This window comes from Hymenobacter jeollabukensis (assembly GCF_005771675.1).
GTDB lineage: Bacteria > Bacteroidota > Bacteroidia > Cytophagales > Hymenobacteraceae > Solirubrum > Solirubrum jeollabukense.
The window spans coordinates 467,658-493,316 of the sequence record NZ_VAJM01000003.1 but is presented as its reverse complement, the minus strand read 5'-3'; the positions used below and the strand labels follow the sequence as shown (position 1 = coordinate 493,316).

The window sequence follows — 25,659 nt, the reverse complement described above, 5'->3', positions numbered from 1 at the left end:
GTGTATTCAGGTCCCCGCCACTACCGGCCCGTGCAGCTGGTAGTGGCGGGAGCGTTTCTGCTGCCCCAGTCACACTTCTACGGTCGGATTCATCGTCTATTCAATGATTAATAACACCTGTTCTGGGAACATGAATAAAAATTTCTATTTCATGTAACTTATTATATAAAATATTTACCTATATTTATACAAACCTCTTTCAAACCAACTATGATCCACACGGCTACCTCCACCGCTTCCGAGTCGATCCGCTTTGTCGTTCAATCGACCCGCGCCAATGCCACCGCCGTTACCCCGGCCGATTCAGCGGCAGCTACCAACACCATTCAGCCGGCTTCGCTGGCCTCTCGCGAGCAGTTTCTGGCCTTTCTGGCCCTGAACGCCCACTTCAGCACCGACGACCTCATCGACCTGCGCGAATTGCTGAGCTGCTACCCGGCCGCCGCCGTGTACAACGCCGTGCAGCGCGCCTGCCGCACCTACCTCGACGAGCAGCGCGCCGACGGCCACGCCGCCGCCCGCGAAGTGCAGCTCAGCAAGCTGTTGCTCTCGCCCCTGTTCCATTTTGCCTGCCGCACCCACCTGCCGGCACTGGCTTGAGACTGAGTGCCTCTGGCTGACGAAACGTGCTCAACGGCTCGCAGCAGGACCCGGAAACCGCGGAAGTCACATAAAGTTGGGGCTTCCGGCACGAAAACTGTTTTATTCAACCGCAAGGTTGTATTTTCACAATTCGGTTTGCCGCTCGTTTCCCACCCAAGGTCTCACGTTCGTTCCTGATGCGTACCACCCGCGCGCTGTTTATTGCCAGCCTGGCCTCGGCGCTGAGCCTGGTCGGGCCCATCACGGCGCCGTTGCCCGCGCAGGCGGCCGCGGTGGAATCGTGGCGGCTGGAAACCAACAAGAACGGCATTCAGGTGTACTCGCGCCATTCGCCGGATAGCCGCTTCAAGGAAATCCGGGTGCATTGCGAGATGCCCGGCACCCTGGCGCAGCTGGTGGCCCTGTATACCGACGTGGACAACTACACCGAGGTTATCAGCAATACCAAGCGCGCGCGCCTGCTGCGCCGCGTGAGCGAAACGGAGCTGTACTACTACCTCGAAAGCCAGATGCCCCGCCCCGTGGCCAACCGCGACGTGGTGATGCACCTGCAGTTTCAGTACGCCCCGGCCGAGCGGCAGCTCATCATCCACACCAACTCGGTGGGCGGCATGGTGGCCCCGCAAAACGATATCGTGCGCGTGCCATCCTGGACGGGCCAGTGGACGGTGCGCCAGATTACCGACAGCCGCCTGCAGATTGCCTACACCTTTCGGGTGGACCCGGGCGGCGAGCTGCCGACCTGGCTGATCAACATGATTGCGCCGGTGGCGCCCTACAACTCGTTTATGAAGCTGCGCAGCGGCCTACAACTGCCGCGCTACCAGAGCCGCTCGTTCAATTTTCTGAACCCCGAAACGGCGCAGCGCTAATTGCGGCTGCTTCAGCAGCGCCCGCCGCGGCTCCGGCTTACTGGAAGCACCGCGGCGGGCGCTGCTGTTTCCACGTAGCCTCACTGCCCGCTCACGTACCGATGAGCCGCAGCGGCCAGCGCGGGCCACTGCGCATGATATTCGGCGGGCACCTGCACCCATTCCTTCATCGGGCGGCCCTTGCCGGAGGGGTCGAACAGCCGGGCGCCGTCCAGGGCCAGGGCCTCGCGGTGGGCCTCGTCGGCGAGCTTGAAGACCATGGCTTCCTGGAAAAAGCACACGAAGGCCTTGCCGTTGATTTTGAAGCAGGGCTTGCCAAACAGCTGGCCCGCTTCGGCGGCCGGCTGGGTAGCGCCGATGGCGCGGAATTCGGTTTCGGCAGTAGACATGAGGAGGACGAGGAAGAAGCCGAAGATAGCGGCCTTCCCGGCCTGACGGAGCGTGGGGCGGCCCGCACCGGCCCAAAATGCCGACCGCGCCCCCAACAGGAAGCGCGGCCGGCGTTTGGCACGAAGCAGGTCATCCGACCTTAGCAGTCGGCGCCGTCGAGGCCGCAGGCGGGGCCCTCGGCCAGGGTTACGGGGCTGGGCGCGGGGTTCCGCTCGTCCCACACCTTGGTCAGTACTTCCTGAAACAGCTCGGCCGGCTGCGCGCCCGACACGGCGTACTTGTCGTCGAACACGAAGTAGGGCACGCCGCGCACCCCGATCTGCCGGGCCTGGTATTCATCAACGCGCACTTCCTGGGCGTAGGCTTCGGAGGCCAGCATCCGAGGCACGGCCTCGGCGGGCAGGCCCAGCTCGGCGCCCAGCTCCTGCAGCGTGACGGCGTCGTCGAGGTTGCGGCCCTCGGTGAAGTAGGCGGCAAACAGACGCTCCTCGGCGGCATCCTGGCGGCCGTGGGCAGCGGCTAGGTGCGCGAAGCGGTGGGCCTTGAAGGTATTCACGGGCTGCATCCGCTCGAAGTCGAAGCGCAGGCCCACTTCCTGGGCCACGCCGGCCATGTAGTCGTTCATGCGTCGGCCCTCGGCTTCCGACACGCCCTTGCGCTCGGCCAGCAGCTGGTGAATGGTCTGGCCGGGGCGGGTTTGCATGTTGGGGTCCAGCTCGAAGCTGCGCCAAATCACCTCCACCTTATCGGCGTGGGCAAACTGCTGCAGGGCCGCTTCGAAGCGCCGCTTGCCGATGTAGCAGAACGGGCACATGATATCGGACCAGATTTCAACTTTCATATCGTCAGGGGCAAAAAGGAGTACGGCGGCTATAAGCCCGGCCGGGCCCGAAAGGTTTCGGCGCGGCGGTTCCCCGCCGGAAAGCGGCCCGGCCGGCCGGTGGCGGTGGGTCACCTGATTCTGCTGGCCGGGCCGGCGCGGGCTTTTTCGGGCCCGGCCTGCGGCAGGCGGGGCTTTTATGCTTATCCTTACTCTCCGAAAACCCGCCGTTGGCCCTTCTCTCCTCTGCCCGATGAAACGCTACGCTCTCCCCCTGCTGGCCGCCACCTTGCTGCTCGGCAGCTGCAACCAGAACCCGCCCGCCAATGAGCAGTCGGCCCCCGCGGGCGACGTGAAGGCCCCCGAAGCCGGTGCCGCCGACGCCAGCGAAGCCGCGCCCGGCGTGTCGGGCTCCACGCCGGCCGAAGCCCCGGCGGCCGCCGCTACCCCCGCCAAGCCGGTGGAAATGGCTTTCCGCTTCGAGCCGATGAAGAACACCGACGGCGGCCCGGCCCGCACCATTGCCTACCTGGTACTGAGCGGCGGCGAGTCGCGTGAAATCGACCTGGGCCCCTTCGCCGGCAAGCCCGACCAGGTGGACGCGGCCGAAGCCAAGCGCGCCAACTTCCCCGGCAGCATGGTGCTCGGCTTCCGCAGCTACGACCCCAACTCCGGCACCAGCAACGACCTGGCCGTGCTACCCGGCACCGCCGGCCACGTGCGCATCGTGCAGCGCCGCCTGGAGGAAGGCGCCGACAAGCAGCCCGAGTTCCAGACCTCGCGCGAGCTGTCGGTACCCAGCGGGGCCGAGTTGCGTGCCGCTCCGGTCAAGAGCGAGCCGGCCAAGAAGAAGTAAGCCCGGATGGCCGCCGCTGACTTCACGTTTCAGGGCCAGCTGCTGCCCAACGGCCTCGGGTTCATGCCCATGGCCATCATCATCGTGCCCGAAGACGTGGTGGAGGCCCTGGGCGGCAAAAGCGTGAAGCGCGTGGTGGGCACGCTCAACGGCCACCCCATCCGCCGCGGCCTGCTGCCGATGAGCACCGGGGAGCGGTTTCTGCTCGTGAGCAAGGCCCTGCGCCGCGAGCTGCGCCTGAGCGCCGACGCCCCCGTAACGGTGACCCTGGCCGCCGACCCCAACCCCGATCAGGTGGACATGCCCGAGGAGCTGACCGAAGGCCTGGCCGAGTGGCCCGAAGCCGCGGCGGCCTTCGCCCGCCTGACGCCCGGCCGCCAGCGCAACCTCGTGCATTACATCGACGCGGCCAAGCGGGCCGAAACCCGCGCCCAGCGCGTGGTGAAGCTGCTGCACCAGCTGGCCAGCGGTGCCGACCCGTTCCGGCCTCTGAAAGAGCCGCTGTAAACAGCAGACCGCCCAAACGCCGGCCGCCCGCCACTCCAGCTCGATCTGGGAATGGCGGGCGGCCGTGCGTTATCGGTGGGCGTGACGGGTGCTAGCTCAGCGCCTCGCGTACCCAGTCCTTGGCATCGTCCAGGGAGGGAAGGGAAGCGGCCTCCAGGGTGTAGTGCGACTGGGCGACGGTGTTGGCAATGTATACCTGGGTGGCAATGCGGCCGAAGATGTTTTCAGCGGTGACAATGCCGATGTGGCGCAGGCCGGCGGCGTAGGCGCGTGGGTTCCAGTCGGTTTCCAGCCAGATCTGGTCGGCGGGCGTGATGGCACTCATCTGGCGCGCATCCATCAGCCAGCCCAGCGGCCAGTGCAGCTGCGCCTGGTCGGCAAAGGCTTCCAGGGAGTTGTCCATCAGGCTGCGAAACTGCTGCGAGTTGGCAAACGCGTGCCATTGAACCACCACGCAGGGCACTTCCGGGGCAAACAGCAGGGAGCCGTAGGATTCAGCTTCTAGAACAACGTCGGACATGGGCGGCAGGAAACGCGGGCGTCTGGGCAAAGCTAATAACCTCCGCCAATTCGCCTGGTTTCATGCCCGCAAACGGCGCAAAGCATCTGCGGGTTACGGCCTCGCCCCGGCGCGGCAGGCTACCGGCGTCCCTGCGGCGGCAGCGCCGTTTTTAGTGGCTGAAAAGGTAAAATCGCCCGCACCAGCGCCCGGTCTGATGCCAAAATAAAGCAGCCCGACCAGAGTGGCCGGGCTGCTTGTTAGGTTGTCAACGGTTGGCCGCACGTCCGGCCATTCCGCTCGGACTCATGCAGCAAGGCGCGGGCCTCAGGGCTTCAGCACGATGCTGACCACCTTGCCGGGCCCGCTGACGGTGAACTTGCAGTCGTCGAAGTCGGGCGGGGCGAAGCGCGGGCGCACGTTGTTGGAAAACGCGAAGGGCTCGGTCGGGATGCCCATCATGTTCTTGTCCAGCTTGTCGTTGTTGTTGGTATCCTGCGTAATGGCCACGGCCCAGTCGCCGTTGGGCAGGTCGACGGGCAGCGTGATGCGGTCCAGCCCACCGGGGCGCACCACCTTCACGAAGGCGTACTGCTTGGGCTGCAGAAACGATTCGCGCAGGTTGTAGAAGTAGAGCTTTACAGCCGACTCCGTGGAGGCCAGCTGCGACACCACGACGGTAACGGACGAGGTGGTCACCGGATTACCGGCGACGCAGGGCGCGGCGGCCCACAAGAGGCCGGTGCCGAGGGCGACGAAGGCAAGCTGAAACGACTTCATAACGGATGACGGCTGGTGGGTTCCTGGGTAGGGAATCGTTAAGATACACAAAATAGTTGCCTTTCAGCAAGATAATCGGCCTTCGCTCAGCGCTGGCCAGCTGCCTTTCATCCCGACAAAGCAGCCGGGAGTCGGCCCTAAGCCACTTTCCGGCTGCTGGTCGGCGACGCATAATAATATGGCCGCTTGCGGCTGCCACCCGCCGCCAAACAACCGTTTGGTAGCCTGCTTTGGCAACGTTCCCGATAACGTTTGCGCAAAAAATCAGCCGGCAAGGGCATGACTTTCAGAAGAATTAGCTCAACATTCAACCTCGCAACCCGCTCACCGACTCGTTCCCACCCGCTTTTTTCCCACCCACGCCATGCAACGCCGCACCTTTCTGCAGCATTCGGGCACAGTAGCCGCCGGCGCCTTTTTGGCGCCCGATCTGCTGGCGGGTGACCTTGTGGCCGGGAAGAAGACGCGGGTGGCCATGGTGGGCACCGGGCACCGCGGCCTGGGCATGTGGGGCGTGGACGTGCTGAAGGAGCACGGCGAGCGGGTGGAGTTTGTGGGCCTGTGCGACATCAATCCTGGCCGGGTGGAAACCGGCAGGAAAATGCTGGGCGTGAGCTGCCCCACCTTCACCGACTTCGACAAGATGATGAAGCAGGTGAAGCCCGACGTGCTCATCGTCACCACCGTCGACGCTACCCACGACCAGTTCATCGTGAAGGGCATGGAGTACGGGGCCGACATCGTGACGGAGAAGCCCATGACCACCGACGAGAAGAAGGCCCAGGCCATTCTCGACGCGGAGCGGCGCACCGGCAAGAAGGTGAAAGTGACCTTCAACTACCGCTACTCCCCGCACCGCCAGAAAATCTACGAACTACTGCGCGCCGGGGCCATCGGGCAGGTCACCTCGGCCGACTTCCACTGGTACCTCGACGTGCATCACGGCGCCGACTACTTCCGCCGCTGGCACCGCCGCCGGGAGTTTAGCGGCTCGCTGCTGGTGCATAAGGCCACGCACCACTTCGATCTGCTGAACTGGTGGCTGGAATCGGACCCGGAGGAGGTGTACGCCAACGGGCAGCTCAACTTCTACGGCAAGAACAACGCCTTCCGGCACACCAACTGCCGCCCCTGCCCGCACAAGGACAAGTGCGCGTTCTACTGGGACATGACCAAGGACGAGCGGCTGATGAAGATTTACGCGGCCAACGAGCAGCACGACGGCTACCACCGCGACGGCTGCGTGTGGCGCGAGGACATCGACATTTTCGACAAGATGGCGGTGCAGATCAAGTACGCCAACCAGGTGCAGGTGAGCTACTCGCTGACCACCTACTCGCCCTACGAAGGCTACCGCATTGCCTTCAACGGTACGAAAGGCCGCCTGGAAGCCTGGATCAAGGAAAAGCAGACCTGGGACGAGGAGCCCTTCGACGAAATTCAGCTGACGACCAACTTCGGCAAGCGCGAAATCATCCGCCTGCCGAACAACGAAGCCGGCCACGGCGGCGGCGACGTGCGTCTGCGCAAGCAAATCTTTAGCCCCGATGGCCAGGACCCGTACCGCCAGGCCGCCGGCGCGCGCGACGGCGCCATGTCGTGCCTGGTGGGCATTGCCGCCCGCCACAGCATCGACTCGGGCAAGCCGGTGCGCATCGGGGAATTAACTACACTGAAGCCGCAAGTCAACCGGACGTAGCCAGGGGTTGGGAGAATGCACCAAAACTACTCCGGCTGGCAAGGGCATTGGGGAATGGACCCGACGCGAGCTTCAGAAGGGGCGTGAGCTAAGCAGCTCGCGCCCCCTTTTTTTGGTGGGTAGGGCCAACCGAGGGCGACGCTATGACAGTACCCGGCGCACAAAATCGGTGGCCAGGCGCAGCGTTTCATTGGGAGCTTCCTTGTGCGGGCTGTGGGCGGCGCCGGGCAGCAGCACCGCTTCGGCCGGCCCGCTCACCTGGCGGGCAATGGCCTCGACCTGCGCCACGGTGCCGTACTCGTCGGCCTCGCCCTGCAGCACCAGCACGGGGCACTGAATGCGGGGCAGCTCGGCTTCGATATTCCAGGAGCGGAAGGCCGGCCTCAGCCAGGTATCGGCCCAGGCGTGGAACACGGCGTCGGTTTTGGAGCCGTGGTAGCGGGCCAGCCGCTCGGGCAGGTTGGTGCCGTAGTACTGCTGCTGCGCGGCGCGGATGCCGGCCAGCGTGAGGTCTTCAACAAAGACGTGGGCGCCTTCGGTGAGCACGGCGGCCACGCGCGCGGGGTAGCGCGCGGCGGCCAGCAGGGCAATGCTGCCGCCGTCGGAATGGCCGAAGAGGATGGCCCGGGCAATGCCGCAGGCGTCGAGCAGCTGCCGGAGCACCAGGGCTTCGTCGGCCAGGTAGTCATTGTGGCGGGCCGGGCCGTCGAAGGGGGCCGACTGGCCGTAGCCGCGGCGGTCGTAGACGAGGGCCGGGCAGCCGGTGGCGGCGGCCAGGCGGGCGGGAAAGTCGCGCCAGAGGCGGATGCAGCCGAGCGAGTCGTGCAGGAACACCAGCGTGGGGCGCGGGGTGGCCGCGACATCAGGCGGCAGCAGGCGCTGCACGCGCAGGGCGTAGCCGTCGAGCAGAACGTCGGTTTCGGTGACGGTGAAATCGGCGGGGTTCAGGTTCATTGGCCGACGCCGCGCAGCCACTGCTTGGCTTCTTCCACGTCGTCGAACATCTTCAGCTCGAACACGTCGCCGATGCGTTGGTGCAGGTCCTCGATGGAAAGCTGGCCGAAGATGCCGGGCGAGAGGACGTGGGCAAAGTAGCGCAGTCCGGCCTGCAAAATCATCGGCGTCCAGACCTGGGCTACCCACTCGTTGGCCTCGGTGAAGCGGCCGATCAGCTCGGAATGGTCGTTGAGCAGCTTGGCGCAGGGCTCTTCGCGCAGCATGTCCACGTAGGCCAGGCCGCCTTCCTTCACCGTTTCCAGCGTTTGTACCCCCGACCAGCGGGCGTGAATCCAGCCTTCCGCGCGGTTGCGCTCGGCAGTGAGGTACACGTGGCCGTCGGGGCGGCGGAATTTGATAACGGACATGCAAGCGGGGTGGAATCGGGCGGCGCAGCGGGGTGGAAAAGCGCCAACGGCAGTCCAAGTATAACCTTCGGGGCCGGCCAAAGGTTACCCCACCCGTCATTACACCAACGGCTGCCCGCACTTTCCGGCCGTAAGATAATTGAGCATCTTTCCCTCATCCAATTTCCGGGGCGGCGCGGGCACCATCTTCACGCCTCGGCTGGAGCAACCCCAGCCGGACGGCTCGGGCCTGACGGTGTTGCGAATAACGTTGGGCCGCGAGGCGGGCGGTTGGATGCGGGGCGGCACCGAGCAACCCGTCCGCGTCATTGGCGTGCCGTTATCGGCCGAACCGGCGGAGGGCGGGCGGAAATTTCGCTGAATCAAAAACTTAACCGGCCGCCGGCCAACCAAACCAGCAAGGTTGCGTAAGTTGGCATCCGTCCTTTTTCCACAACCCAACACCCGGCGCCCGGCCGCCCTGCCTTTCTGCAGGGTAGCCGGGCGCCGCTGCTTGCGGCGGAGTTGCGTATTTGCGTCCAGACCCGCCTTCTACCTATGCCCTCCGCTGCCTCGCCCTACCGTCCGCTCCGCGTGCTGGCCGTGCGCGCCGAAACCGACGACACCCGTACGCTGGTGCTGGCGCCCGCCGACGACCGGCCCCTGCCCTACCGCGCCGGCCAGTACCTCACGCTGGTGCAGCACGAGCACGGCCACGAGGCGCGCCGCTCCTACTCGCTCAGTTCCAGCCCAGCGCTGCCCGAGCCGCTGGCCATTACCGTCAAGCGCATTGCCAACGGGCTGTTTTCGCGCCAGCTCGTCGACCGCGCCCAGCCCGGCGACGTGCTGCTGACCACCGGCGCCGCCGGCCTCTTCACCCTCCCCGATGAGCTGACGGACGTGCGGCAGGTGTGGCTGCTGGCGGCCGGCTCGGGCATCACGCCGGTGTATTCGCTGCTCAAGACCCTGCTGGCCACCCAGCCCCAGCTACCGGTGGTGCTGGTGTACTCCAACCACGCGCCGCACACCACCATCTTTCGGGCCGAGCTGGAAGCCTTGGCAGCACGGCACCCGCAGCAGCTGCGCATCGAGTGGCTGTTCAGCAACGCGCCCGACCTGGCGCGGGCTCACCTCTACAAAGAGCTGCTCGAAAGCCTGGTGCGGCAACACGCCGTAGCCGGGCCCACCGAGCTGCTGGCCTACATGTGCGGACCGCTGAACTACATGCGCATGTGTACCTACGCCCTGCGCGAGCTGCAGGTACCCCCGGCCCGCATCCGGCGGGAAAACTTCGTGACCGAGCCGGCCTCCGTGCCCCCGCTGCTCCCGCCCGATACCGAGGCCCACCCGGTGACGGTGCGCTGGGCCGGGCGGCAGTACGAGTTCGAGTCCCGGCACCCCGATACCATCCTGCAGGCCGCGCGCCGCCACGACCTGCGCCTACCCTACAGCTGCGAGGCCGGCCGCTGCGGCAACTGCGTGGCCCGCTGCACCCAGGGCCGGGTGTGGATGAGCTACAACGAGGTATTGACCGAGCGCGACCTAGCGCACGGCCTGGTACTGACCTGCACCGGCTACCCCGTGGGCGGCCCCATACAGCTCGAAATAGACGGTTGAACAGCGGCTTAGTCGATCCAATCGTCGAGGTCTTCCAGCTGCGAGGCGTGGCGGATTTCGTCGAAGAGGCGCTCGGCTTGGTGCAGGTCGGTGTTGGGGTCTTCGGTCCAGTGGCAGAGGGCGCGGCAGTACACTTTCAGGGCGCTTTCGGCGCCTGACTGCCGCTGCATCTCGTGGTGAAAGCTCTTGATGTTCTCGATTAGTGAAGTCCTCTTCACTAAGTAGTTCTGGATGGTAGCCATAGGTGCGGTTGGTACGGGCGTGTGGGGAAGCGAATGATACTGGAATAATACGCGGCAAGCCTAATAATTATCAACATTTCCACAATAATTAGTAATAATAATTACAAATACTCCTCTAAAGACACCTATTAGCTGCTACTGCGGTACCTCCAGCCGAGCGTGACGCTGCCATCTGGCCCGGCAGTGGCCTCTCGTTGTGCCGGGGATGCCCCATCCTGCGGGTGTATGCATTCGGCACCTGCCCCGCGCACCGCTAGCCCATTATCAGCCCATAAGCATTTATGGCTGCACGACCAGCCGCTGCGCCGGCCCCGCAGGTACGTTGCTCTGCTCGTAGCGCAGGCTGTAAACGCCGGCCGGCAGCCCGTTCAACGGCACTACCACCTCCCCAGTGGGCGCACCCGGCACCGCCACGGTGCGCACCGGGCGCCCCAGCGCATCGAAGAGGGCCACTGCGGCGGGCCCGGCGGCGGAGCGACGGTAAGGCACGCGCACGGCCTGTGCGGCCGGGTTGGGATAGGGCACACCCAGGCCGACCTCTTTGCCGGTGCCACGTGGCCGCCCGGCCGCCGTGACGATTCCCGGCAGCCCGCGCAAGCTCAGCCGCGCTGCATAAGGCGCCTGAATGGCCGCCCCCGTGGCGCTGGCCGTGCACGAACCCAGCACGTAGGCGGCGCTGTCGCCGTCCGCGAGCAGCTGGTAGGGCTGCGGGCGGTTGCAGGCCGGGCTGGGCAGCGCGTAGCGGGCCAGCTGCCGGCCCGTGGCCCCGTCCAGGCGCAGCAGGTAGTAGGGCGTGGCCACGTTCAGCGGGGTTTGGTCGAAGTGGGCCAGCAGCAGCAGCGAGCCGTCGGCCAGCTCCAGGGCCGAGCCGAAGGAGCCCAGCGCGCGGCCCGGCTGCAGCGGCCCGGTGGGCTGGTAGCGCCACACGTGGGTCCACTGCGGGCGCAGCTGCGCGTCCACTTTCACCGCCAGCGGTAGCGCCGGCCAGCCCGCGGCCGAATCGACGGCCATCGTACATAGAAACCCGCCGTCCGAGAGCGGCAGTAAGCTGCTGTTTTGCCATTCCCCGGGCGGCGCCACGTCGCGGCCGGGCCCGAGCGGAGCGTAGTGCAGGCCGCGCAGCGAGTCGCCCTGCTGGTTGAGCAGCAGCAGCTTCAGTTCGACGGTGCCCGTGGCGTAGTTGCCCGTGAAGCCGTAGAGCAGCAGGTGGCCCTGGCGGGTGAACTGCATGTCCAGGTTGAAGTCGGTCACACTCCAGCCGTAGTTCTTGCGCCAGAGCACGGTGCCGGCCGTGTCGGTCTTGAGCACCATGTGGCGCGTGCGGTCCGCATTGTAGAAGCTGTAGGCGCTCAGGAAATAGGCCTCGTCGGTGACCAGCAGCCCGTTGCCCAAATCCTGCTGGCCGGGGAACAGGTCGAAAGTGCTCGCCCAGCGCAGCGTCAGGTCCGGGCGGTAGCGGCGCAGCGTGACATCTTGGAAGTCGGCTGGCTGCGCGCTTGGCACCCCGAAGATATACACGTAGCCGCCCGCTGGCAGCGGCTGGAAATAGTTGCCGTTCAGGTTGTAAAAGCGCAGCAACGTAGTAGTCGTGTCCAGCTGTGGGTCCAGGATGACCCCACGTTGCCAAAACCCGGGCATCTGGAAGCCACGCTTAGCTATGCTGGTCAGCACATGGCGTGGAGCCACCTTGTGGGCCATGCCAAACCGGTAGATGCTGGCGCCTACGTACACCCGCTCGCGGGTCAGGCGCTGGGCCGGAGCAGCGTAGATTACAGTGGTCAGTAGCAGAAGCAGGAAGAAAGCACGCATAAAACAAGAGTATCCGACTGCGACAACGAAAAAGGGCATAATCAAACACAATCAGGCTAAATCGACCCGCTGGGTAGTAGGGCCATACCCGGCCGGGCTGTGGGTAGACGCTGGGCCCGGGCCTTGTCAGCAATATAGTGCGTGCGGAAAGATGCGCCCCACTGGCTTGTGCGCAAAGCTCCGTTCATTTGCCGGCATGACTTCGGCTTCTCCCCCGCGCACTACCAGCGCCCGCATCCGCTCCATCATCAGCGGCTCCATCGGCAACCTGGTGGAGTGGTACGACTGGTACGTGTACTCGGCCTTTGCCCTGTACTTCGCGCCGGTGTTCTTTCCCAGCGGCAACCTTACCCTGCAGCTGCTCAACTCGGCGGCCGTGTTTGCGGTGGGCTTTCTGATGCGGCCCCTGGGCGGCTGGCTGATGGGCACCTACGCCGACAGCCACGGCCGCAAAGCCGCCCTGCTGCTCTCGGTGCTGCTGATGTGCGCCGGCTCGCTGCTCATTGCCCTCACCCCGGGCTTCGCGCAGATCGGGTGGGCGGCGCCGGTGCTGCTGGTGCTGGCGCGGCTGCTGCAGGGCCTGAGCGTGGGCGGCGAGTACGGCACCTCGGCCACTTACCTGAGCGAAATGGCCGACGCCCGCCACCGCGGCTTCTACTCCAGCTTTCAGTACGTGACGTTGCTGGCCGGGCAGCTGCTGGCCCTGCTGGTGCAGCTGGGTTTGCAGCAGCTGCTCACGCCCGCCGAGTTGCAGCGCTGGGGCTGGCGCGTGCCCTTCGTCATCGGGGCGGCGGCGGCGCTGGTGGCGCTGTACCTGCGGCGGCACATGGCCGAAACGGCCTCGTTCAGCGAGCAGCAGGCCGCCGAAGCCGACGTGGTGACGGAAAGCAAGCTGCGCGTGCTGCTGCGCCACCCGCGCGAGGTGCTGACGGTAGTGGGCCTGACGCTAGGCGGCACCATCGTGTTCTACACCTTCACCACCTACGCCCAGAAATTCCTGGTCAACACGGCCGGCTTCAGCCGCGAGCAGGCCGCACAGATTTCCTTCTGGACGCTGGCCGTGGCCCTGGTGCTGCAGCCCCTCATCGGCGCCCTCTCCGACCGCGTGGGCCGGCGGCCGGTGCTGCTGTTCTTCGGGGTAGGCGCCACGTTGGGCACGGTGCCGCTACTCACGCTGCTGGCCCACACCACCAATGCCTGGGCAGCTTTCGGGCTGCTGGTGCTGGCCATCGTGGTGATGAGCGGCTACACGGCCATCAACGCGGTGGTGAAAGCCGAGCTGTTCCCCACGCACATTCGCGCCCTCGGGGTGGGCCTGCCCTACGCCCTCACGGTGGCCATTTTCGGCGGCACGGCCGAGTACATCGCCCTGCAAGCCAAGCAATGGGGCCTGGAGCCGGCTTATTACTGGTACGTGACACTGTGCGCGGCCCTGTCGCTGCTGGTGTACTGGCACATGGCCGACACCAAGCACACGTCCCGGATTGAGGGCGAGTAGGTAAGGCGCCTCCGGTCAGCCGGAAAACCAGAACGTCATCCTGAGCAGAGCGAAGGACCTTCCTCCAGACCCGCACCGCCGCTGCCAACAACGAGCCGACGCTGTTCAGCAACTGATAGCAACGACCAAGCGCAGCCACCCTTGCCCGAATGATTGGGCGACGGTGGCTGCGCTTCTAGGTTGGTGCAGGGCTCGAGGAAGGTCCTTCGCTCTGCTCAGGATGACGCCCTATTCATCTGTTCATCCAAAATCTGTTCACCGCCTCCTCACTTCTGCTCCTTCACCGGAAATTTGTCGAGAATGTCGCGGGCGGATTCGGCGAACCGCTCCCCGGCGCGGGCGGGGTTGTTGACGGCGTCGGACACGGAGCCGCGCCAGATCATGTTGTTGGTGCGGGCGTCGATGAAGTCGAGCACCAGCATGCCTTCCTGGTAGGTTTCGGTACGGTAGCCGCTCGGCGCCTGGTACCAGCGGGTGTAATTGACGGGAATGATGGCGCCGCGGTAGCTCACCAGGTAGGGGTAGCTTATGGGTACGGCGGGGTTGGGCGGGTTGGCCACGGTGCGCTCGGCCTGCTCCACGTAGAGGTGGTAAGTCAGGTACAGATCGGGCTTGCCGCTGGTGGCCTGGGTGAGGCCACGCTTGGCCAGCTCCGCGTCGATGGCCGGGCGCAGCACATTGTCCTGCAGCTGGCTGCGCAGAGCCGGCCCCTGGGTGTTGTCGGTTTTCACCTCGGTGTCGGCCCAGGCGTAGGTGCGGTACTGCGCGTAATCCACGTTGGCCTGCTCCTGCACGTTGACGGATGAGCAGGCGCCGAGCCAGCCCAGGATCAGCAGCAGCAGCGCAGTTATCGAATGGCGTTGCATGTCGGTAGCGGTTGATGAATGGTATGACTTCCTCCTACCCCGCTTGCGGCCAATTGGTTGTGTCCGCACGGCCGCAGACTCAGCAGTACCGGGCTGGTTTCTGCGGCCGCATCCGAATCAATCCGCCCGCTCGTATGTTCAGCCTGATGAATATGCTCCGAATGAAACAACTACTTGTGTTACTGCTGGCGGCGCTGGGCGCGGTCAGCTGCGAAGCCCGCTCCGGCGGCAACGAGGCGGCTACGCCGCCGCAGGAAGACCACCGCTTTGCCGAGCTGCCCAAGCCCCAGCCGGGCGAGGCCGTGGCCACCTTTGCCAGCGGCTGCTACTGGTGCGCCGAGCACGTGTTTGAAAGCCTGAAGGGGGTGCGCACCGTCATTTCGGGCCACGCGGGCGGCACCGTGCCCAACCCCACCTACGAGCAGGTGGGCCGCGGCGGCACCGGCCACGCCGAGGCCATCCAGGTGTACTACGACCCGAAGGTCATCAGCTTCCCGACGCTGCTGAAGGTGTTTTTCGTGCAGCACGACCCGACCACGCTCAACCGCCAGGGCCCCGACGCGGGCGAGGAGTACCGCTCCATTGCCTTTTACCGCAGTCCGCAGGAAAAGCAGCAGATCGAAGCCGAAATCCAGCGCGTCAACGCCGCCAAGCTCTACCCCAGCCCCATCGTGACGCAGGTGGTGCCGTTCAAGGCCTTCTACCCGGCCGAGCGCTACCACCAGGACTACTTCGTCAACCACCCCGACAACCCCTATATCCGCAACGTGTCGACGCCGCGCTACAACCACTTCGCGAAGGCGTTTCCGGAGCTGATAAAGAAATCGGGTACGTAAGGGCTTGCTTGCCGAAACGCACGATTACTGCCCTGCCGGTTTGCGAAACCGGCAGGGCTTTTTGCTGCTGCTTCGTTGGCAAGTCTATGCTTCTTCAGCTGAGCTACCATTGGCAATAATTCAATTTTCGCATAAACACCAAACCCCGCCAACTGAATGCTGTTGGCGGGGTTTGATGCGTCAGTGAGTGCAGCTTATTTGGGCAGCAGCACTTTGTCGATGACGTGGATGACGCCGTTGCTCTGCAGCACGTCGTAGGTCGAGATGCTGGCCACGTTGCCGCCCTCGTCGACGAGCACTACGTTGTGCGGGCCGTTCATCATGGCCGTCAGGGTGCCGCCGCTCACGGTCTTGAGCGTGGCCTTGCCCTTGCCGGCTTTGATGGCGGCCATCAGCTTGTCGGCGGTCATGTTGCCGGCCACCACGTGGTAGGTCAGCACCTTGGTCAGCGCGGCCTTGCTTTCGGGCTTCAAAAGGCTTTCCACGGTGCCCGCAGGCAGATTTTCAAAAGCGTCGTTTACCGGCGCGAAGACGGTAAAGGGGCCCTTGCCCTGCAGCGTTTCCACCAAACCGGCGGCTTTCACGGCGGCTACCAGCGTGGTGTGGTCCTTGGAGTTGACGGCGTTTTCGACAATATTTTTGCTCGGCAGCATGGCCATGCCGCCCACCATCACGCTGTTGGGCGAGAGTTGGGCCGACTGAGCCGAAGCCGAATACGAAGCACCGCCTAGCAGGGCAATCAGGGCCAGAGAAAACAGGTTCTTTTTCATCAGGAGGAATGCGGAGAGTGAATGTGCTGCACCTACGCCGCCCGGCTCGGCAGCGGATTTACCAGCCCGCATATTTTTCTTTCACCTTCCTGCCATCATCCTATTTACCAGGCCCTTTATATTTCTCTCGACCACCCCTATCAGATGCCGATATCCAGCACCAGCGGATCGAAGCGCCACTGCCCGACGTAGGTGTCGTACACGGCCCGCAGGCCGGTTTCGAGCGGGGTGCGCAGGCGCAGCACGTTGAACACCACCGACACCGAGCCGCCCACGTTGCGGTAGTCGCGCGTGCCCATGAGGCGGCCGCTCAGATTACGCCCCCGCGCCACGTCGACGAAAGCCGTGCTCTTGAAGCGCTGCACGTACAGCCAGCGGCCCGCGGCCCAGTGCGCGTCGAACAAGGGCAGGCGGTACTCGGCGCTGCCCACGGCCAGCCGGTCGAAGCCGGTGTAGCTGGAAGCCCGGGGAAAGAACACGGCCGGGGCAAACTGGTACTCGCGCTGCTGCTGGCGCTGGTAGCCGCCGCGCAGCCGCAGCGAATGGTGCTTGCCGATGCCGGGAAAGTACACGCTGCCGATGGCGGCCCACTGCCGGGCATCGAGCCCGTGGCCGAAGGGCGTGAAACGGCCGGTCAGCAGCAGGGCCTGGCCCCAGCGCGGGCCCACGTCGCGGGCGCTCTGCTTGAGCTGGCGGGCGTAGCTAAGGGTGGTTTCGAGGGCGTTGAGCGGGTTGTTCGGGCCTACGTCGCTAAGGTAACGGGCGGGCAGGTCGTAGCTGCGCACTTCCTCGTGCAGGTAGTAGGCGCCCAGGGTCAGCGCCTGCAGGTACTTGGAGCGCGTCAGGGTGAGCGGCAGGCGCAGGCCGGTGCGCAGGCGGGTGTAGCGCCACTGGTCACGGTATTCAGTGCCGCCCACGATGAGGCCGGAATTGCGCCCGCCGTGGGTCACGTCGAGGTCGAACACCGGGTAGCGGCCCTGGTAGCTCAGGCCCGCGAACAGGGCGCCGGTGCGCTCGGTCTGGTCGAAGCTCGCGCCGGCAATGGCCTGGGTGGTGCTCAGGTAGTCCTGGGAGCGGACGCCCAAACTCAGCCCGGTACCCTCGGGACTCTGCACCAAGCCGTAGCTGAACACGTGAAAGGCGTGGGCCAGCGGCGAGTAGGGCCGCACCGGAAAGCGCCCGGCCGAGTCGGGGGCGCTGAGCTGCGGGCGCAGGCGCGGGGCGCCGGGGTCGGTGGCCGAAAGCTGCCCGGAGTACAGCCGCTCGGGGTCGGCGGCCGGCGGCGTCACCGGCGTCCAGGCGGTGGGGTTTAGCGGCATTTCGACGATGCGGCTGCCCTGGGCCCGGAAATCATGGAAAGCCAGGTGCCGGCCGTCGGGGCTGACGGCGGCGTGGTAGGCGCCCAGCGGCCGGCTGGTGACCTGGTACGTCTGCCCGGTGGTGAGGCTGACGGCGTGCAGGTTGTCGATGCCCGACTGCGGTGAGTTGTAGAGCACGTAGTCCTGCCAGGGCACGGGGTTGCTCAGGTTCACGTTGGCCGCGGGCAGCAGGGCGCGGGCCGAGCCGGCAGTCGGGTCGAGCAGCTCGATGGTTTTGCCGGCCTTGTCGAGCACCACGGCTACCACGCGCTGCCCGTCGGGCAAAAAGCGGGGCTGCAGGTAGAGGCGGTTCTGGGGGTTGGGCCAGGTCTGGAGCACGGCGCCGGTGCGGGCATCGAGCAGGCGCAGGTGGTGCCGGTAGCTGTCGTCGGTTTCGGTGACGACGAGGCGCTGGCCGTCGGGCGAGAGGGCGGCGCTGGTGTAGCGCGTGCGGCGGGTGAGGCGGGTGAGCTTGCCCGTAGCCAGATCGAGTACGCGCAGCTCGGAGTAGGTGCGCTGGCCCCAGCGCGGGTCGGGCTGGTATTCGGGCCAGACCACCTTGCCGGCGGCCACGCTCAGGCCCTCGGGCAGGTGAATCAGCCCCGGCACAAACACTTTCTGCTCGCGGCCGTGGCGGCCCAGGCGCACCCACTGCGCAATGTCGTCCAAGCCCGCTTTCAGGGCCAGCACGGTGCTGTCGGTGAGGTACTGCGGGTATTCGTAATTGGTGTAAATCTTCGTCGAAGCCTGCCCGGCGAAGTCCTGTGCCGCCGTGACGGGCCGCTCCTGCTGCCGGGCGCGCCACGCCGAATCGGCCTCCTGCATGGCGCGCTGGTACACCTGCTCCACCTTCAGCCCGGTGACGCGGCGGATGCCGGCCGAAAACGAAAACGGGTAGAACGGAAAGCGGTAGTAGTGGTCGAGCACCCGGTCCCAGGCGTCGGGGCCGTGGTGGCTTTTCACGTAGGAGGTCAGGAAGTAGCCCAGCGTGTACCAGTTGGGCACCTGGTGGCGGAACGAGCCGCACACGGCCTCCGGGTACGAGTAGCGGCGGCCGGCCAGCAGGTTGGCGCGCAGGCCCACGTCGAACGAGGGAATGCGGCCCCGGCCGCTGCGCGTCAGGGCCGTTTCGGTGCCCACGGCGTCGCCCTCGAAAAACCACGGCGGCACGCCCACCGACATCACGCCCAGGGCGCCGTCGCCGAGCAGGGGCACCAGCACCCGGCCCAGGCCCTGCCGGGCCTTGTCGAACTGCCCCACGTGCCGGAACTCGTGCACCACCAGCTGATCCAGCCAGTCGACGGTGCCCAGGCTGGCCTCCTGCGGCGGCACCACGAAAAACTCGGCCCGCCGGGGCAGAAACGTCACGAAGCCGTTGCTGACGGTGGTTTGCGTCTGCAGCACCACCGTGAGGGGCCGCGCCGCCACGCCCAACGACCGGGTGCCGGCGGCGTGCGCCTGCTCCAGGCGCCGGGCCGTGTGCTGGGCCGCCGAATCGAAGCCGGCGGGGTAGAGCACGCGGAAATGCGGCGTGCGCACCCGTTGCCAGCGCAGCGCGGGCGGGTTCTGGTCGAGAATGGGCAGGCTCTGGGCGGCGGCGGGCAGGGCCGCGCCCAGCAGCAGCGGAGCAAGGAAGGCGGAGCGGAGCATCAGCGGTAAAGCTGCCCAGCCCGCCCCGCATTTGCAACCAGAGAAGCCCGGACAAGAGTTTAGGCGGGCAAGAGTTGGGGAGCTACAGAGGTTGAGAGCTATAGAATGGATTTTCTGCAACTCCTGACCCGACGCTACCGCCTCTTAAACTCTTACCCTTTCAAACTCACAAACTTCGCTCAGTCGCGGCAGCTGTCGAGCCAGTTGGCGGCGGCGGTGTAGTCGTCGAAGGCGCGGATGGTGGGCTGCTCGGCGTAGGCCAGGGCCTGGTTTATGCTCAGGCGGCCGTAGATGCTCTGGGCGTAGACCCAGGCGAAATACTGCACGCCGGACTCGCTCAGCTCGCGCATAAACGCGGTGCCCACCCATTCGGCCGCGTCGGCCCAGAGGGTGCATACCAGGCGGTTATCGTTGAGCACCTTGCAGCAACCCTGCTGGCGGGCGTAGTGCAGCAGGGTGGCGCAGCCGCGGTGGGCCGTGCGTACATCCTGCCGGGGCTGCCAGTCGGCGTAGAGCCAGCGGTGGTCGGGGTCGTAGTCGAGGCGCAGGGCCTCGTCGTGATATAGGTGGCGGAGCATGGATAACGGGCTAACGGTGGAGCGACAGCCGCTGCGCCCCGATGCTCCGGCCCGGCGGGCCTTACATCTGCCGCAGCCAGGCACTGGCCGTGTCGATGCTGTCAAAAGTCATTACGACGGGCTTGCTGGTGTGTTGCAGCGTGAGGTCGGTGCTCAGACGGCTGTACACGTTGGGCGAGTACACCCAGGCAAAATATTCCAGCCCGGCTTCGGCCATGAGCGGGAACCACACCTTGCCGCCCCACTCCGAGGCGTCGGCCCAAATCGTCTGCACCCGGCGGTTGTCGTTGAGCACCTTGCGGGCCCGCTCCTGGCGCAGCAGCTCCAGCATCTTCAGCGCCCCGGCCTGCACCGAAAAGGCATCCTGCTCGGCCTGCCAGTCGACGTAGAGCCAGTCGTTGGTGTAATCGTAAGAAATGCTGATAACAGCATCCTGGTGGAGGAGGCGTAGAGCCATGCGGGCGGGAAAGGGCAATCGGCCGTAAACGGCGGTATAGCCCGCAGGGTTGCGCTTCTGCTGGTCGATCAGCCAAAAAAATTCCGGATTGTCGGCCCCGGACCGCCCATGCCCCCGGCCCGAAGTGTATCTTTGGGATACGCTGCCCCACCGATTTTTCGCTCCCGCGCCGTCATGTCTTCGTCTCCGGCCCCTGATTTCGGGCTTCTGTTCGACGCCTTACCGACGCCCCAGCTGGCGCTGGCGGCCGATCAGACCGTGGTGGCCGCCAACGCCGCCATGGGCCAGTGGCTGGGCCGCCCGACTGCCGAGCTGCAGGGCACCGACGCCGCCACCGCCCTGCCCCTGGCCGACGCCGACTGGCCGCAGCTGATGACCGAATTGCGCCAGGAGCGCCGGGAGCAAACCGTGCGGCTGCTCACCGCCGCCGGCCCGCAGCCGCTCACGCTGCGCCCCGTGCCCGCCGATGCCGCCGCCGAGCTGCGCTACCTGCTGGTAGCGCCCGCCGCCCCGGCGCCAGCCGCAGCATCCGCTGCCGCGCCGCGTCGCCAACAGGAGCAGTTTCGCTTTCTGAGCGAGGTGATTCCGCAGCTGGTGTGGACCACCAACGCCCAGGGCCGCCCCGACTACTTCAACCAGCGCTGGCTGGACTACACCGGCCTGCCCGGTCTCGGCGCGGCCGACCCGGCCTGGACGGCCGCCCTGCACCCGGCCGACGCGCCCGCCGCCGCCGCGCGCTGGCAGCAGGCCCTCACCGGCGCCGAGCCCTACCGCGCCGAGCTGCGCCTGCGCGCCCACGACGGCCGCTACCGCTGGTTTCTGGTGCAGGCCCAGCCCCTGCGCACCGCCCAGGGACGCGTGAGTCAATGGTTGGGCACCTGCACCGACATCGACGACGCCAAGCGCGTGCAGCAGCGCCTGCTGGCCAAGGACCGGCAGCTGCAGCAGATCTTGGGCGAGGTGCCCGCCTATGTGGCTACGCTGTTCGGCACCGAGCACATCTGCTCCTTCGTCACGCCCAACTTTCAGGAGCTGCTCGGCGGCCGCCTGCGCCCGGGCTGGTCGGTAAATGAGACGGTGCCGGAGTTTCAGCAGCAGGGCTTGTCGGCCCTGCTCGACGAGGCTTACCACCTGGGCCGCACCATCACCCGGCAGGCCTGCCCGCTCGACTGGCTGAACGCCGCCAGCGGCCAGCCCACCCGCCACTACTACGACCTGACGCTGCAGCCCCTGCTGACCGAGCAGGGCCTGGTGCAGGGCGTGCTCTTCTTTGCCATCGACGCCACCGAGCGGGTGCAGGCCCAGCAGCGCAGCGAGCGGCTGACCGCCGCCGGGCGCCGCCGCAACGAGCAGGTGCGCGCCATGACGGAGGCCCTGCCGCTGATCAGTTTCAGCCAGGCGCCCAGCGGCCGGGTGGTGTACGTGAGCCCGCAGTGGGGCGACTACACCGGCGTGCCCAGCCTAGCCGCCGGGGGCCGCGACTGGCGCAGCTTCGTGCACCCCGCCGACCTGGCTGCGGTGGCTACTTCCTTTGCCCGCGCCCGCCGCGCCCGCACGCCCTGGACCACCCAGCTGCGCCTGCGTCGCCACGACGGGCAGTACTGCTGGCACCTGATCCGCTCCCTGCCGGTGTTCGACGAGCAGGGCCGCCTCAGCCGCTGGTACGGCTCGCTCACCGACGTGCACGAGCAGCAGGAGCTGCACGAGCGGCTGCGGCGCTCCGAAGAGCGGTTCCGGCTGCTCACCCAGAGCATTCCGCACATCATCTGGACGGCCGACGCCCACGGCCGCCTCGACTACCTCAGCCCGCAGTGGTTCCGCCTCACCGGCCAGGATGCGCAGGACCCCACCGTGCTCGGCCCCGAAGCCGGCTGGCTGCAGGCCCTGCACCCCGACGACGTGGCCCCGGCCCGGGCGCGCATCGTCACGGCCCTGCAGACGCGGCGCTCCTACGTGATGGAAGTGCGCCTGCGCCGCCGCGACGGGCAGTACCGCTGGCACCTGGTGCACGGCGTGCCCGAGCTGGACATCGACGGCGCGGTGCTGCGCCTGTTCGGCTCCAATACCGACATCCACGAGCAGTACGAGCTGCAGGCCGAGCTGCGCCGCTCCGAGGTCGAGTTCCGCTTCCTGGCCGACAGTATTCCGCAGCTGGTGTGGACGCTGGAGCCCGACGGCACGCCGAGCTTCCTAAACGAGGAATGGCAGAAGTACACCGGCCTGGCGCTGGCCGAGGTGCAGCAGCACGGCTGGGGGGCGCTGGTGCCCGAGTCCGAACGCGACCTGGCCGAGCACACCCTCCGCGAAAACGTGCGCCTGGGCCGCGTGCACGAACACGAAAACCGCCTGCGCCGCGCCGCCGACGGGCAGTACCGCTGGCACCTGCACCGCGCCCGCCCCATGCGCGACGTGCACGGCCGCATCGTGCGCTGGTTCGGCACCAGCACCGACATCGACGACTACAAGCGGTTTCAGCACGACATGGAGGCGCGCAACGCCGAGCTGATGCGCATCAACCAGGACCTGGACAACTTCGTCTACACCGCCTCGCACGACCTGCGCCAGCCCATCGACAACATGGGCGGCATCTTCCACGAGCTGGTGCGCTCGGCCCGCTTCGACGACCCCGATGCCCCGGCGCTGGTAACGATGTTCGAACACTCGCTGGAGCAGATTTACACCACCATTCAGGAGCTGTCGGCGCTGGTGCAGGCCCAGAAACACAGCCTGACGGCCGCCCCGGAGGAAGTGCGCCTGGAGCGGCTCACCCAGGAAGTGCTGCACAGCATCGGCGAGCAGGTGCGTGGGGCCGGGGCCGTGGTGGAAACCGACTTTGCCGCGGTACCCGCCGTGGAGTTTATCCGCCCCAACCTGCAGAGCGTGCTCTACAACCTGCTCAGCAACGCCGTGAAGTACCGCGCCCCCGACCGGCCGCCCCGCATCCGCGTGTGGACGGAGCGCCTGCCCGATGCCGTGCAGCTCACCGTGCAGGACAACGGCCTGGGCATCGATCTGGAGCGCCACGGCAAGGAGCTGTTTCAGCTGTTCCGCCGCTTCCACGACCACGTGCCCGGCTCGGGCACCGGGCTGTACCTGGTGCAGCGCCTGGTGCAGGCCCACGGCGGCAAGCTGGAGGTGGAAAGCCAGGTGGGCGAGGGCACCACGTTCCGGGTGTGGCTGCCGGTGGGTGGGAATGGACAGTTGATGCCGTAACATTACGTTTGTCATCCTGAGCGCAGCGCAGAACCTTCCTCACACCCTGCACGAACGAGAAGCGCAGCCACCAACGCCCTTTGCCGGAACGTCAGTCGCCAGGACTTAAGGGCTGGTGCAGGGGGCAAGCAAGGTCCTGCGCTGCGCTCAGGATGACGGGCCTTTTATTCGCCATTCTCCACTTCCCACCTTGCTTACCTCCAAACTCCCCGACGTCGGCACCAGCATTTTCGCGGTGATGACCCAGCTGGCCACCGAGCACGGCGCCATCAACCTCGCTCAGGGCTTTCCCGACTTCAACCCGCCCGCCGCCCTTACCGAGGCCCTGGTGCGCCACGCCCAGGGCAGCCAGCACCAGTACGCGCCCATGCCCGGGCTGATGCGCCTGCGCGAGCTGATTGCCGAGAAAACCGCCCGCGTCTACGGCGTCGCGGCGCCTGACGCTGGCACTGACATCACCGTGTGCAGCGGCGCCACCGAGGCGCTGTTTGCCGTCATCACGGCCGTGGTGCGGCCGGGCGACGAGGTGGTGGTGCTGGAACCGGCCTACGATTCCTATGCCCCGGCCATCCGGCTGGCGGGCGGCCGGCCGGTGTACGTGCCCCTGCGCCTGCCCGACTTTCGCCCCGACTGGGACCAGGTGCGCGCCGCCCTTTCGCCGCGCACCCGCCTGGTGATGGTGAATACCCCGCACAACCCCACCGGCGCGGTGTGGACCGAAGCCGACTGGCAGCAGCTGGCCGAGCTGCTGCGCGGTACCGAGACCCTGCTGCTCTCCGACGAAGTGTACGAGCACATGACCTTCGACGGGCGCCCGCACCGCTCGGCCCTGCAGCACGAGGAGCTGCGCGCCCGCGCCTTCGTGGTGTCGTCGTTTGGCAAAACCTACCACGCCACCGGCTGGAAGGTGGGCTACTGCGTGGCCCCGGCCGCGCTCAGCGCCGAGGTGCGCCGCGTGCACCAGTTCGTCACCTTCGCCGTGAGCACGCCCTTCCAGCTGGCCATTGCCGACGTGCTCGGCGACGCCGGCAGCTACGACTACCTGCCGGCCTTCATGCAGCAGAAGCGCGACCTGTTCGGGCAGCTGATGCGGGGCACCGGCTTCGAGCTACTGCCCTCCGAGGGCTCCTACTTCCAGCTGGCGCGCTACCAGCAATTGGCGCCCGGCGAGGCCGACGTGGCTTTTGCCCGCCGTCTGACGCAGGAAGCTGGCGTGGCCGTGGTGCCCGTGTCGCCCTTCTACCACGACGGCACCGACCACGGCCTCGTGCGTTTCTGCTTCGCCAAACAGGACGATACCCTGCGCGCCGCGGCCGAGCGGCTGCAGCAGTTTGCCGCCCGGCGGTAGGCACGGCTGGGTGGCGGCTGGTGTATCGAACTGAAAATCGGGCGCTTGTTGCATAATACCGGTGCAAATAGTAGCACTTTGCGTATTTCAATTTGGCTTTTCGGCGATAATTCAGTAACATGCTCGGGAAAGACCCCAAGCGCCCCTCCACCGTGTCCGACCTCACCGTTTCCTTCGTTCAGCTTGCCTTGAAGTGGCACTCGCCCGCGACCAACCGGGCTGAGCTGGCCGCGCACATCGCCGAAATATCCGTTGCCACCGACCTCATCGTGCTGCCCGAGATGTTCAGCACCGGCTTTAGCATGGACGCCGCGCACTGGGCCGAGCCCGTCGACGGGCCCACGCTGGCCTGGATGCGCGAGCTGGCCGCCCGCCGCGACGCCGTGATTACCGGCAGCGTGATGACCCGCGACGAGGAAGGCCACTTCTACAACCGCCTGCTGTGGGTGCGCCCCGACGGCTCCTATAGCCACTACGACAAGCGCCACCTGTTTCGCATGGCTGGCGAGCATGAGGTGTACAGCGCCGGGCAGCAGCGTCTGGTGGAAGAGTGGCGCGGCTGGCGCATCTGCCCGCTGATTTGCTACGACCTGCGCTTCCCCGTGTGGAGCCGCAACGACCTGCACCAGCCCTACGACCTGCTGCTGTACGTGGCCAACTGGCCCGCCGCCCGCCGCACCGCCTGGATAACACTGCTGCGGGCCCGCGCCATCGAAAACCAGGCCTACACCATGGGCGTCAACTGCCTCGGCCTCGACCCCGGCGGCCAGCCCTACGACGGCGACTCGGCCCTGCTCGACATGAAGGGCGAGTACCTGGTGGAAGTCGGCAACCAGGAAACGGGCATCACCCGCACCCTGCGCCGCGCCGACCTGGAGGCCTACCGCAGCCGCTTCCCCGCCCTGCTCGACGCCGACGAGTTTGAGCTGCGCACCAGTGGTGAGTTGGTGAAATTGTGAGATGGTGAGTTTGACGGCCTGACGGCTTTCCAACCAGCTTCTATACACCGAAACGGCCCCGGCTGCAGTTGCAGTCGGGGCCGTTTCCG

Annotated in this window: 24 protein-coding genes; 11 read left to right on the top strand and 13 right to left on the bottom strand. The window is 66.4% G+C overall.

Going from position 1 to position 25,659, the window contains the following annotated elements; genetic code table 11:
- Nucleotides 1-210: 210 nt before the first annotated feature.
- On the top strand, nt 211-600 hold the full coding sequence (locus tag FDY95_RS09460; RefSeq protein WP_138077093.1) for a hypothetical protein: 390 nt from the start codon (nt 211-213) through the stop codon (nt 598-600).
- Nucleotides 601-779: 179 nt separating this feature from the next.
- Nucleotides 780-1,475: an START domain-containing protein gene (locus FDY95_RS09455; protein ID WP_138077091.1), complete on the top strand. Its 696-nt coding sequence runs from the start codon at nt 780-782 to the stop codon at nt 1,473-1,475.
- A gap of 80 nt (nt 1,476-1,555) precedes the next feature.
- Here FDY95_RS09455 and FDY95_RS09450 read toward each other — a convergent pair whose 3' ends face one another.
- Together FDY95_RS09450 and FDY95_RS09445 are read right to left on the bottom strand one after the other, a co-directional pair.
- Nucleotides 1,556-1,864, bottom strand: a complete 309-nt coding sequence (locus tag FDY95_RS09450; protein ID WP_138077089.1) for a hypothetical protein — start codon at nt 1,862-1,864, stop codon at nt 1,556-1,558.
- A gap of 140 nt (nt 1,865-2,004) precedes the next feature.
- Nucleotides 2,005-2,706: a DsbA family oxidoreductase gene (locus tag FDY95_RS09445; protein WP_138077087.1), complete on the bottom strand. Its 702-nt coding sequence runs from the start codon at nt 2,704-2,706 to the stop codon at nt 2,005-2,007.
- A 232-nt stretch (nt 2,707-2,938) separates the two neighbouring features.
- Between FDY95_RS09445 and FDY95_RS09440 the strand changes: the two genes are divergently transcribed.
- Together FDY95_RS09440 and FDY95_RS09435 are read left to right on the top strand one after the other, a co-directional pair.
- Complete coding sequence (locus tag FDY95_RS09440) at nt 2,939-3,541, top strand: hypothetical protein (protein ID WP_138077085.1); 603 nt, start codon at nt 2,939-2,941, stop codon at nt 3,539-3,541.
- A gap of 6 nt (nt 3,542-3,547) precedes the next feature.
- The gene (locus FDY95_RS09435; RefSeq protein ID WP_138077083.1) at nt 3,548-4,048 is read left to right on the top strand and encodes a YdeI/OmpD-associated family protein; all 501 of its coding nucleotides are present in this window, start codon (nt 3,548-3,550) and stop codon (nt 4,046-4,048) included.
- 91 nt (nt 4,049-4,139) lie between these two features.
- Here FDY95_RS09435 and FDY95_RS09430 read toward each other — a convergent pair whose 3' ends face one another.
- Together FDY95_RS09430 and FDY95_RS09425 are read right to left on the bottom strand one after the other, a co-directional pair.
- On the bottom strand, nt 4,140-4,568 hold the full coding sequence (locus FDY95_RS09430; RefSeq protein ID WP_138077081.1) for a hypothetical protein: 429 nt from the start codon (nt 4,566-4,568) through the stop codon (nt 4,140-4,142).
- A gap of 306 nt (nt 4,569-4,874) precedes the next feature.
- Nucleotides 4,875-5,327, bottom strand: a complete 453-nt coding sequence (locus FDY95_RS09425) for a DUF2141 domain-containing protein (protein WP_138077079.1) — start codon at nt 5,325-5,327, stop codon at nt 4,875-4,877.
- Nucleotides 5,328-5,691: 364 nt separating this feature from the next.
- Here FDY95_RS09425 and FDY95_RS09420 point away from each other — a divergent pair, with 364 nt between their 5' ends.
- On the top strand, nt 5,692-7,026 hold the full coding sequence (locus FDY95_RS09420) for a Gfo/Idh/MocA family protein (protein WP_138077076.1): 1,335 nt from the start codon (nt 5,692-5,694) through the stop codon (nt 7,024-7,026).
- A gap of 141 nt (nt 7,027-7,167) precedes the next feature.
- Here FDY95_RS09420 and FDY95_RS09415 read toward each other — a convergent pair whose 3' ends face one another.
- Together FDY95_RS09415 and FDY95_RS09410 are read right to left on the bottom strand one after the other, a co-directional pair.
- Complete coding sequence (locus FDY95_RS09415; protein WP_138077074.1) at nt 7,168-7,980, bottom strand: alpha/beta fold hydrolase; 813 nt, start codon at nt 7,978-7,980, stop codon at nt 7,168-7,170.
- Nucleotides 7,977-8,390: a hypothetical protein gene (locus tag FDY95_RS09410; protein WP_138077072.1), complete on the bottom strand. Its 414-nt coding sequence runs from the start codon at nt 8,388-8,390 to the stop codon at nt 7,977-7,979. Before FDY95_RS09410 ends, FDY95_RS09415 begins: the two co-directional genes overlap by 4 nt.
- Nucleotides 8,391-8,927: 537 nt before the next feature.
- On the opposite strand from FDY95_RS09410, the gene FDY95_RS09405 reads away from it, so the two are divergent.
- A complete protein-coding gene (locus tag FDY95_RS09405) occupies nt 8,928-9,986 on the top strand; it encodes a ferredoxin--NADP reductase (protein WP_138077070.1) in 1,059 nt (352 codons plus the stop codon).
- Nucleotides 9,987-9,994: 8 nt separating this feature from the next.
- On the opposite strand, the gene FDY95_RS09400 is transcribed toward FDY95_RS09405, so the two are convergent.
- Entirely contained in the window at nt 9,995-10,228 is a 234-nt protein-coding gene (locus FDY95_RS09400; protein ID WP_138077068.1) for a hypothetical protein, read from the bottom strand.
- Between the two features lie 279 nt (nt 10,229-10,507).
- Nucleotides 10,508-12,037: a T9SS type A sorting domain-containing protein gene (locus FDY95_RS09395; protein ID WP_138077066.1), complete on the bottom strand. Its 1,530-nt coding sequence runs from the start codon at nt 12,035-12,037 to the stop codon at nt 10,508-10,510.
- 196 nt (nt 12,038-12,233) lie between these two features.
- On the opposite strand from FDY95_RS09395, the gene FDY95_RS09390 reads away from it, so the two are divergent.
- The gene (locus FDY95_RS09390) at nt 12,234-13,535 is read left to right on the top strand and encodes an MFS transporter (RefSeq protein WP_171025607.1); all 1,302 of its coding nucleotides are present in this window, start codon (nt 12,234-12,236) and stop codon (nt 13,533-13,535) included.
- Between the two features lie 266 nt (nt 13,536-13,801).
- Here the strand turns inward: FDY95_RS09390 and FDY95_RS09385 are convergent, their stop codons facing one another.
- On the bottom strand, nt 13,802-14,401 hold the full coding sequence (locus tag FDY95_RS09385) for a DUF4136 domain-containing protein (RefSeq protein ID WP_138077062.1): 600 nt from the start codon (nt 14,399-14,401) through the stop codon (nt 13,802-13,804).
- A gap of 161 nt (nt 14,402-14,562) precedes the next feature.
- Here FDY95_RS09385 and msrA point away from each other — a divergent pair, with 161 nt between their 5' ends.
- Complete coding sequence (gene msrA, locus FDY95_RS09380) at nt 14,563-15,237, top strand: peptide-methionine (S)-S-oxide reductase MsrA (RefSeq protein ID WP_138077060.1); 675 nt, start codon at nt 14,563-14,565, stop codon at nt 15,235-15,237.
- A 194-nt stretch (nt 15,238-15,431) separates the two neighbouring features.
- Here the strand turns inward: msrA and FDY95_RS09375 are convergent, their stop codons facing one another.
- The 4 genes from FDY95_RS09375 to FDY95_RS09360 form a co-directional block, all read right to left on the bottom strand.
- Nucleotides 15,432-16,007 carry a fasciclin domain-containing protein gene (locus FDY95_RS09375; RefSeq protein WP_138077058.1) on the bottom strand — a complete coding sequence of 192 codons (576 nt, stop codon included), beginning with the start codon at nt 16,005-16,007 and terminating at the stop codon, nt 15,432-15,434.
- 140 nt (nt 16,008-16,147) lie between these two features.
- A complete protein-coding gene (locus tag FDY95_RS09370) occupies nt 16,148-19,015 on the bottom strand; it encodes a TolB-like translocation protein (RefSeq protein ID WP_138077056.1) in 2,868 nt (955 codons plus the stop codon).
- Nucleotides 19,016-19,194: 179 nt separating this feature from the next.
- On the bottom strand, nt 19,195-19,593 hold the full coding sequence (locus FDY95_RS09365; RefSeq protein WP_138077054.1) for a hypothetical protein: 399 nt from the start codon (nt 19,591-19,593) through the stop codon (nt 19,195-19,197).
- A 61-nt stretch (nt 19,594-19,654) separates the two neighbouring features.
- Nucleotides 19,655-20,050 carry a hypothetical protein gene (locus FDY95_RS09360; RefSeq protein ID WP_138077052.1) on the bottom strand — a complete coding sequence of 132 codons (396 nt, stop codon included), beginning with the start codon at nt 20,048-20,050 and terminating at the stop codon, nt 19,655-19,657.
- Between the two features lie 174 nt (nt 20,051-20,224).
- Here FDY95_RS09360 and FDY95_RS09355 point away from each other — a divergent pair, with 174 nt between their 5' ends.
- The 3 genes from FDY95_RS09355 (at nt 20,225) to FDY95_RS09345 (ending at nt 25,570) form a co-directional block, all read left to right on the top strand.
- Complete coding sequence (locus FDY95_RS09355) at nt 20,225-23,263, top strand: PAS domain S-box protein (protein WP_171025606.1); 3,039 nt, start codon at nt 20,225-20,227, stop codon at nt 23,261-23,263.
- A 190-nt stretch (nt 23,264-23,453) separates the two neighbouring features.
- Nucleotides 23,454-24,611 carry a methionine aminotransferase gene (locus tag FDY95_RS09350; protein WP_317129483.1) on the top strand — a complete coding sequence of 386 codons (1,158 nt, stop codon included), beginning with the start codon at nt 23,454-23,456 and terminating at the stop codon, nt 24,609-24,611.
- A gap of 152 nt (nt 24,612-24,763) precedes the next feature.
- Complete coding sequence (locus FDY95_RS09345) at nt 24,764-25,570, top strand: amidohydrolase (protein WP_246073974.1); 807 nt, start codon at nt 24,764-24,766, stop codon at nt 25,568-25,570.
- Nucleotides 25,571-25,659: the final 89 nt, after the last annotated feature.

Coding starts and splice junctions, on each gene's coding strand:
- FDY95_RS09375 (WP_138077058.1), bottom strand. CDS start 16,007: ATGAAAAAGAACCTGTTTTCTCTGGCCCTGATTGCCCTGCTAGGCGGT.
- FDY95_RS09390 (WP_171025607.1), top strand. CDS start 12,234: ATGACTTCGGCTTCTCCCCCGCGCACTACCAGCGCCCGCATCCGCTCC.
- msrA (WP_138077060.1), top strand. CDS start 14,563: ATGAAACAACTACTTGTGTTACTGCTGGCGGCGCTGGGCGCGGTCAGC.
- FDY95_RS09360 (WP_138077052.1), bottom strand. CDS start 20,050: ATGGCTCTACGCCTCCTCCACCAGGATGCTGTTATCAGCATTTCTTAC.
- FDY95_RS09460 (WP_138077093.1), top strand. CDS start 211: ATGATCCACACGGCTACCTCCACCGCTTCCGAGTCGATCCGCTTTGTC.
- FDY95_RS09420 (WP_138077076.1), top strand. CDS start 5,692: ATGCAACGCCGCACCTTTCTGCAGCATTCGGGCACAGTAGCCGCCGGC.
- FDY95_RS09440 (WP_138077085.1), top strand. CDS start 2,939: ATGAAACGCTACGCTCTCCCCCTGCTGGCCGCCACCTTGCTGCTCGGC.
- FDY95_RS09355 (WP_171025606.1), top strand. CDS start 20,225: ATGTCTTCGTCTCCGGCCCCTGATTTCGGGCTTCTGTTCGACGCCTTA.
- FDY95_RS09385 (WP_138077062.1), bottom strand. CDS start 14,401: ATGCAACGCCATTCGATAACTGCGCTGCTGCTGCTGATCCTGGGCTGG.
- FDY95_RS09410 (WP_138077072.1), bottom strand. CDS start 8,390: ATGTCCGTTATCAAATTCCGCCGCCCCGACGGCCACGTGTACCTCACT.
- FDY95_RS09370 (WP_138077056.1), bottom strand. CDS start 19,015: ATGCTCCGCTCCGCCTTCCTTGCTCCGCTGCTGCTGGGCGCGGCCCTG.
- FDY95_RS09455 (WP_138077091.1), top strand. CDS start 780: ATGCGTACCACCCGCGCGCTGTTTATTGCCAGCCTGGCCTCGGCGCTG.
- FDY95_RS09445 (WP_138077087.1), bottom strand. CDS start 2,706: ATGAAAGTTGAAATCTGGTCCGATATCATGTGCCCGTTCTGCTACATC.
- FDY95_RS09415 (WP_138077074.1), bottom strand. CDS start 7,980: ATGAACCTGAACCCCGCCGATTTCACCGTCACCGAAACCGACGTTCTG.
- FDY95_RS09450 (WP_138077089.1), bottom strand. CDS start 1,864: ATGTCTACTGCCGAAACCGAATTCCGCGCCATCGGCGCTACCCAGCCG.
- FDY95_RS09430 (WP_138077081.1), bottom strand. CDS start 4,568: ATGTCCGACGTTGTTCTAGAAGCTGAATCCTACGGCTCCCTGCTGTTT.
- FDY95_RS09425 (WP_138077079.1), bottom strand. CDS start 5,327: ATGAAGTCGTTTCAGCTTGCCTTCGTCGCCCTCGGCACCGGCCTCTTG.
- FDY95_RS09400 (WP_138077068.1), bottom strand. CDS start 10,228: ATGGCTACCATCCAGAACTACTTAGTGAAGAGGACTTCACTAATCGAG.
- FDY95_RS09365 (WP_138077054.1), bottom strand. CDS start 19,593: ATGCTCCGCCACCTATATCACGACGAGGCCCTGCGCCTCGACTACGAC.
- FDY95_RS09435 (WP_138077083.1), top strand. CDS start 3,548: ATGGCCGCCGCTGACTTCACGTTTCAGGGCCAGCTGCTGCCCAACGGC.
- FDY95_RS09405 (WP_138077070.1), top strand. CDS start 8,928: ATGCCCTCCGCTGCCTCGCCCTACCGTCCGCTCCGCGTGCTGGCCGTG.
- FDY95_RS09395 (WP_138077066.1), bottom strand. CDS start 12,037: ATGCGTGCTTTCTTCCTGCTTCTGCTACTGACCACTGTAATCTACGCT.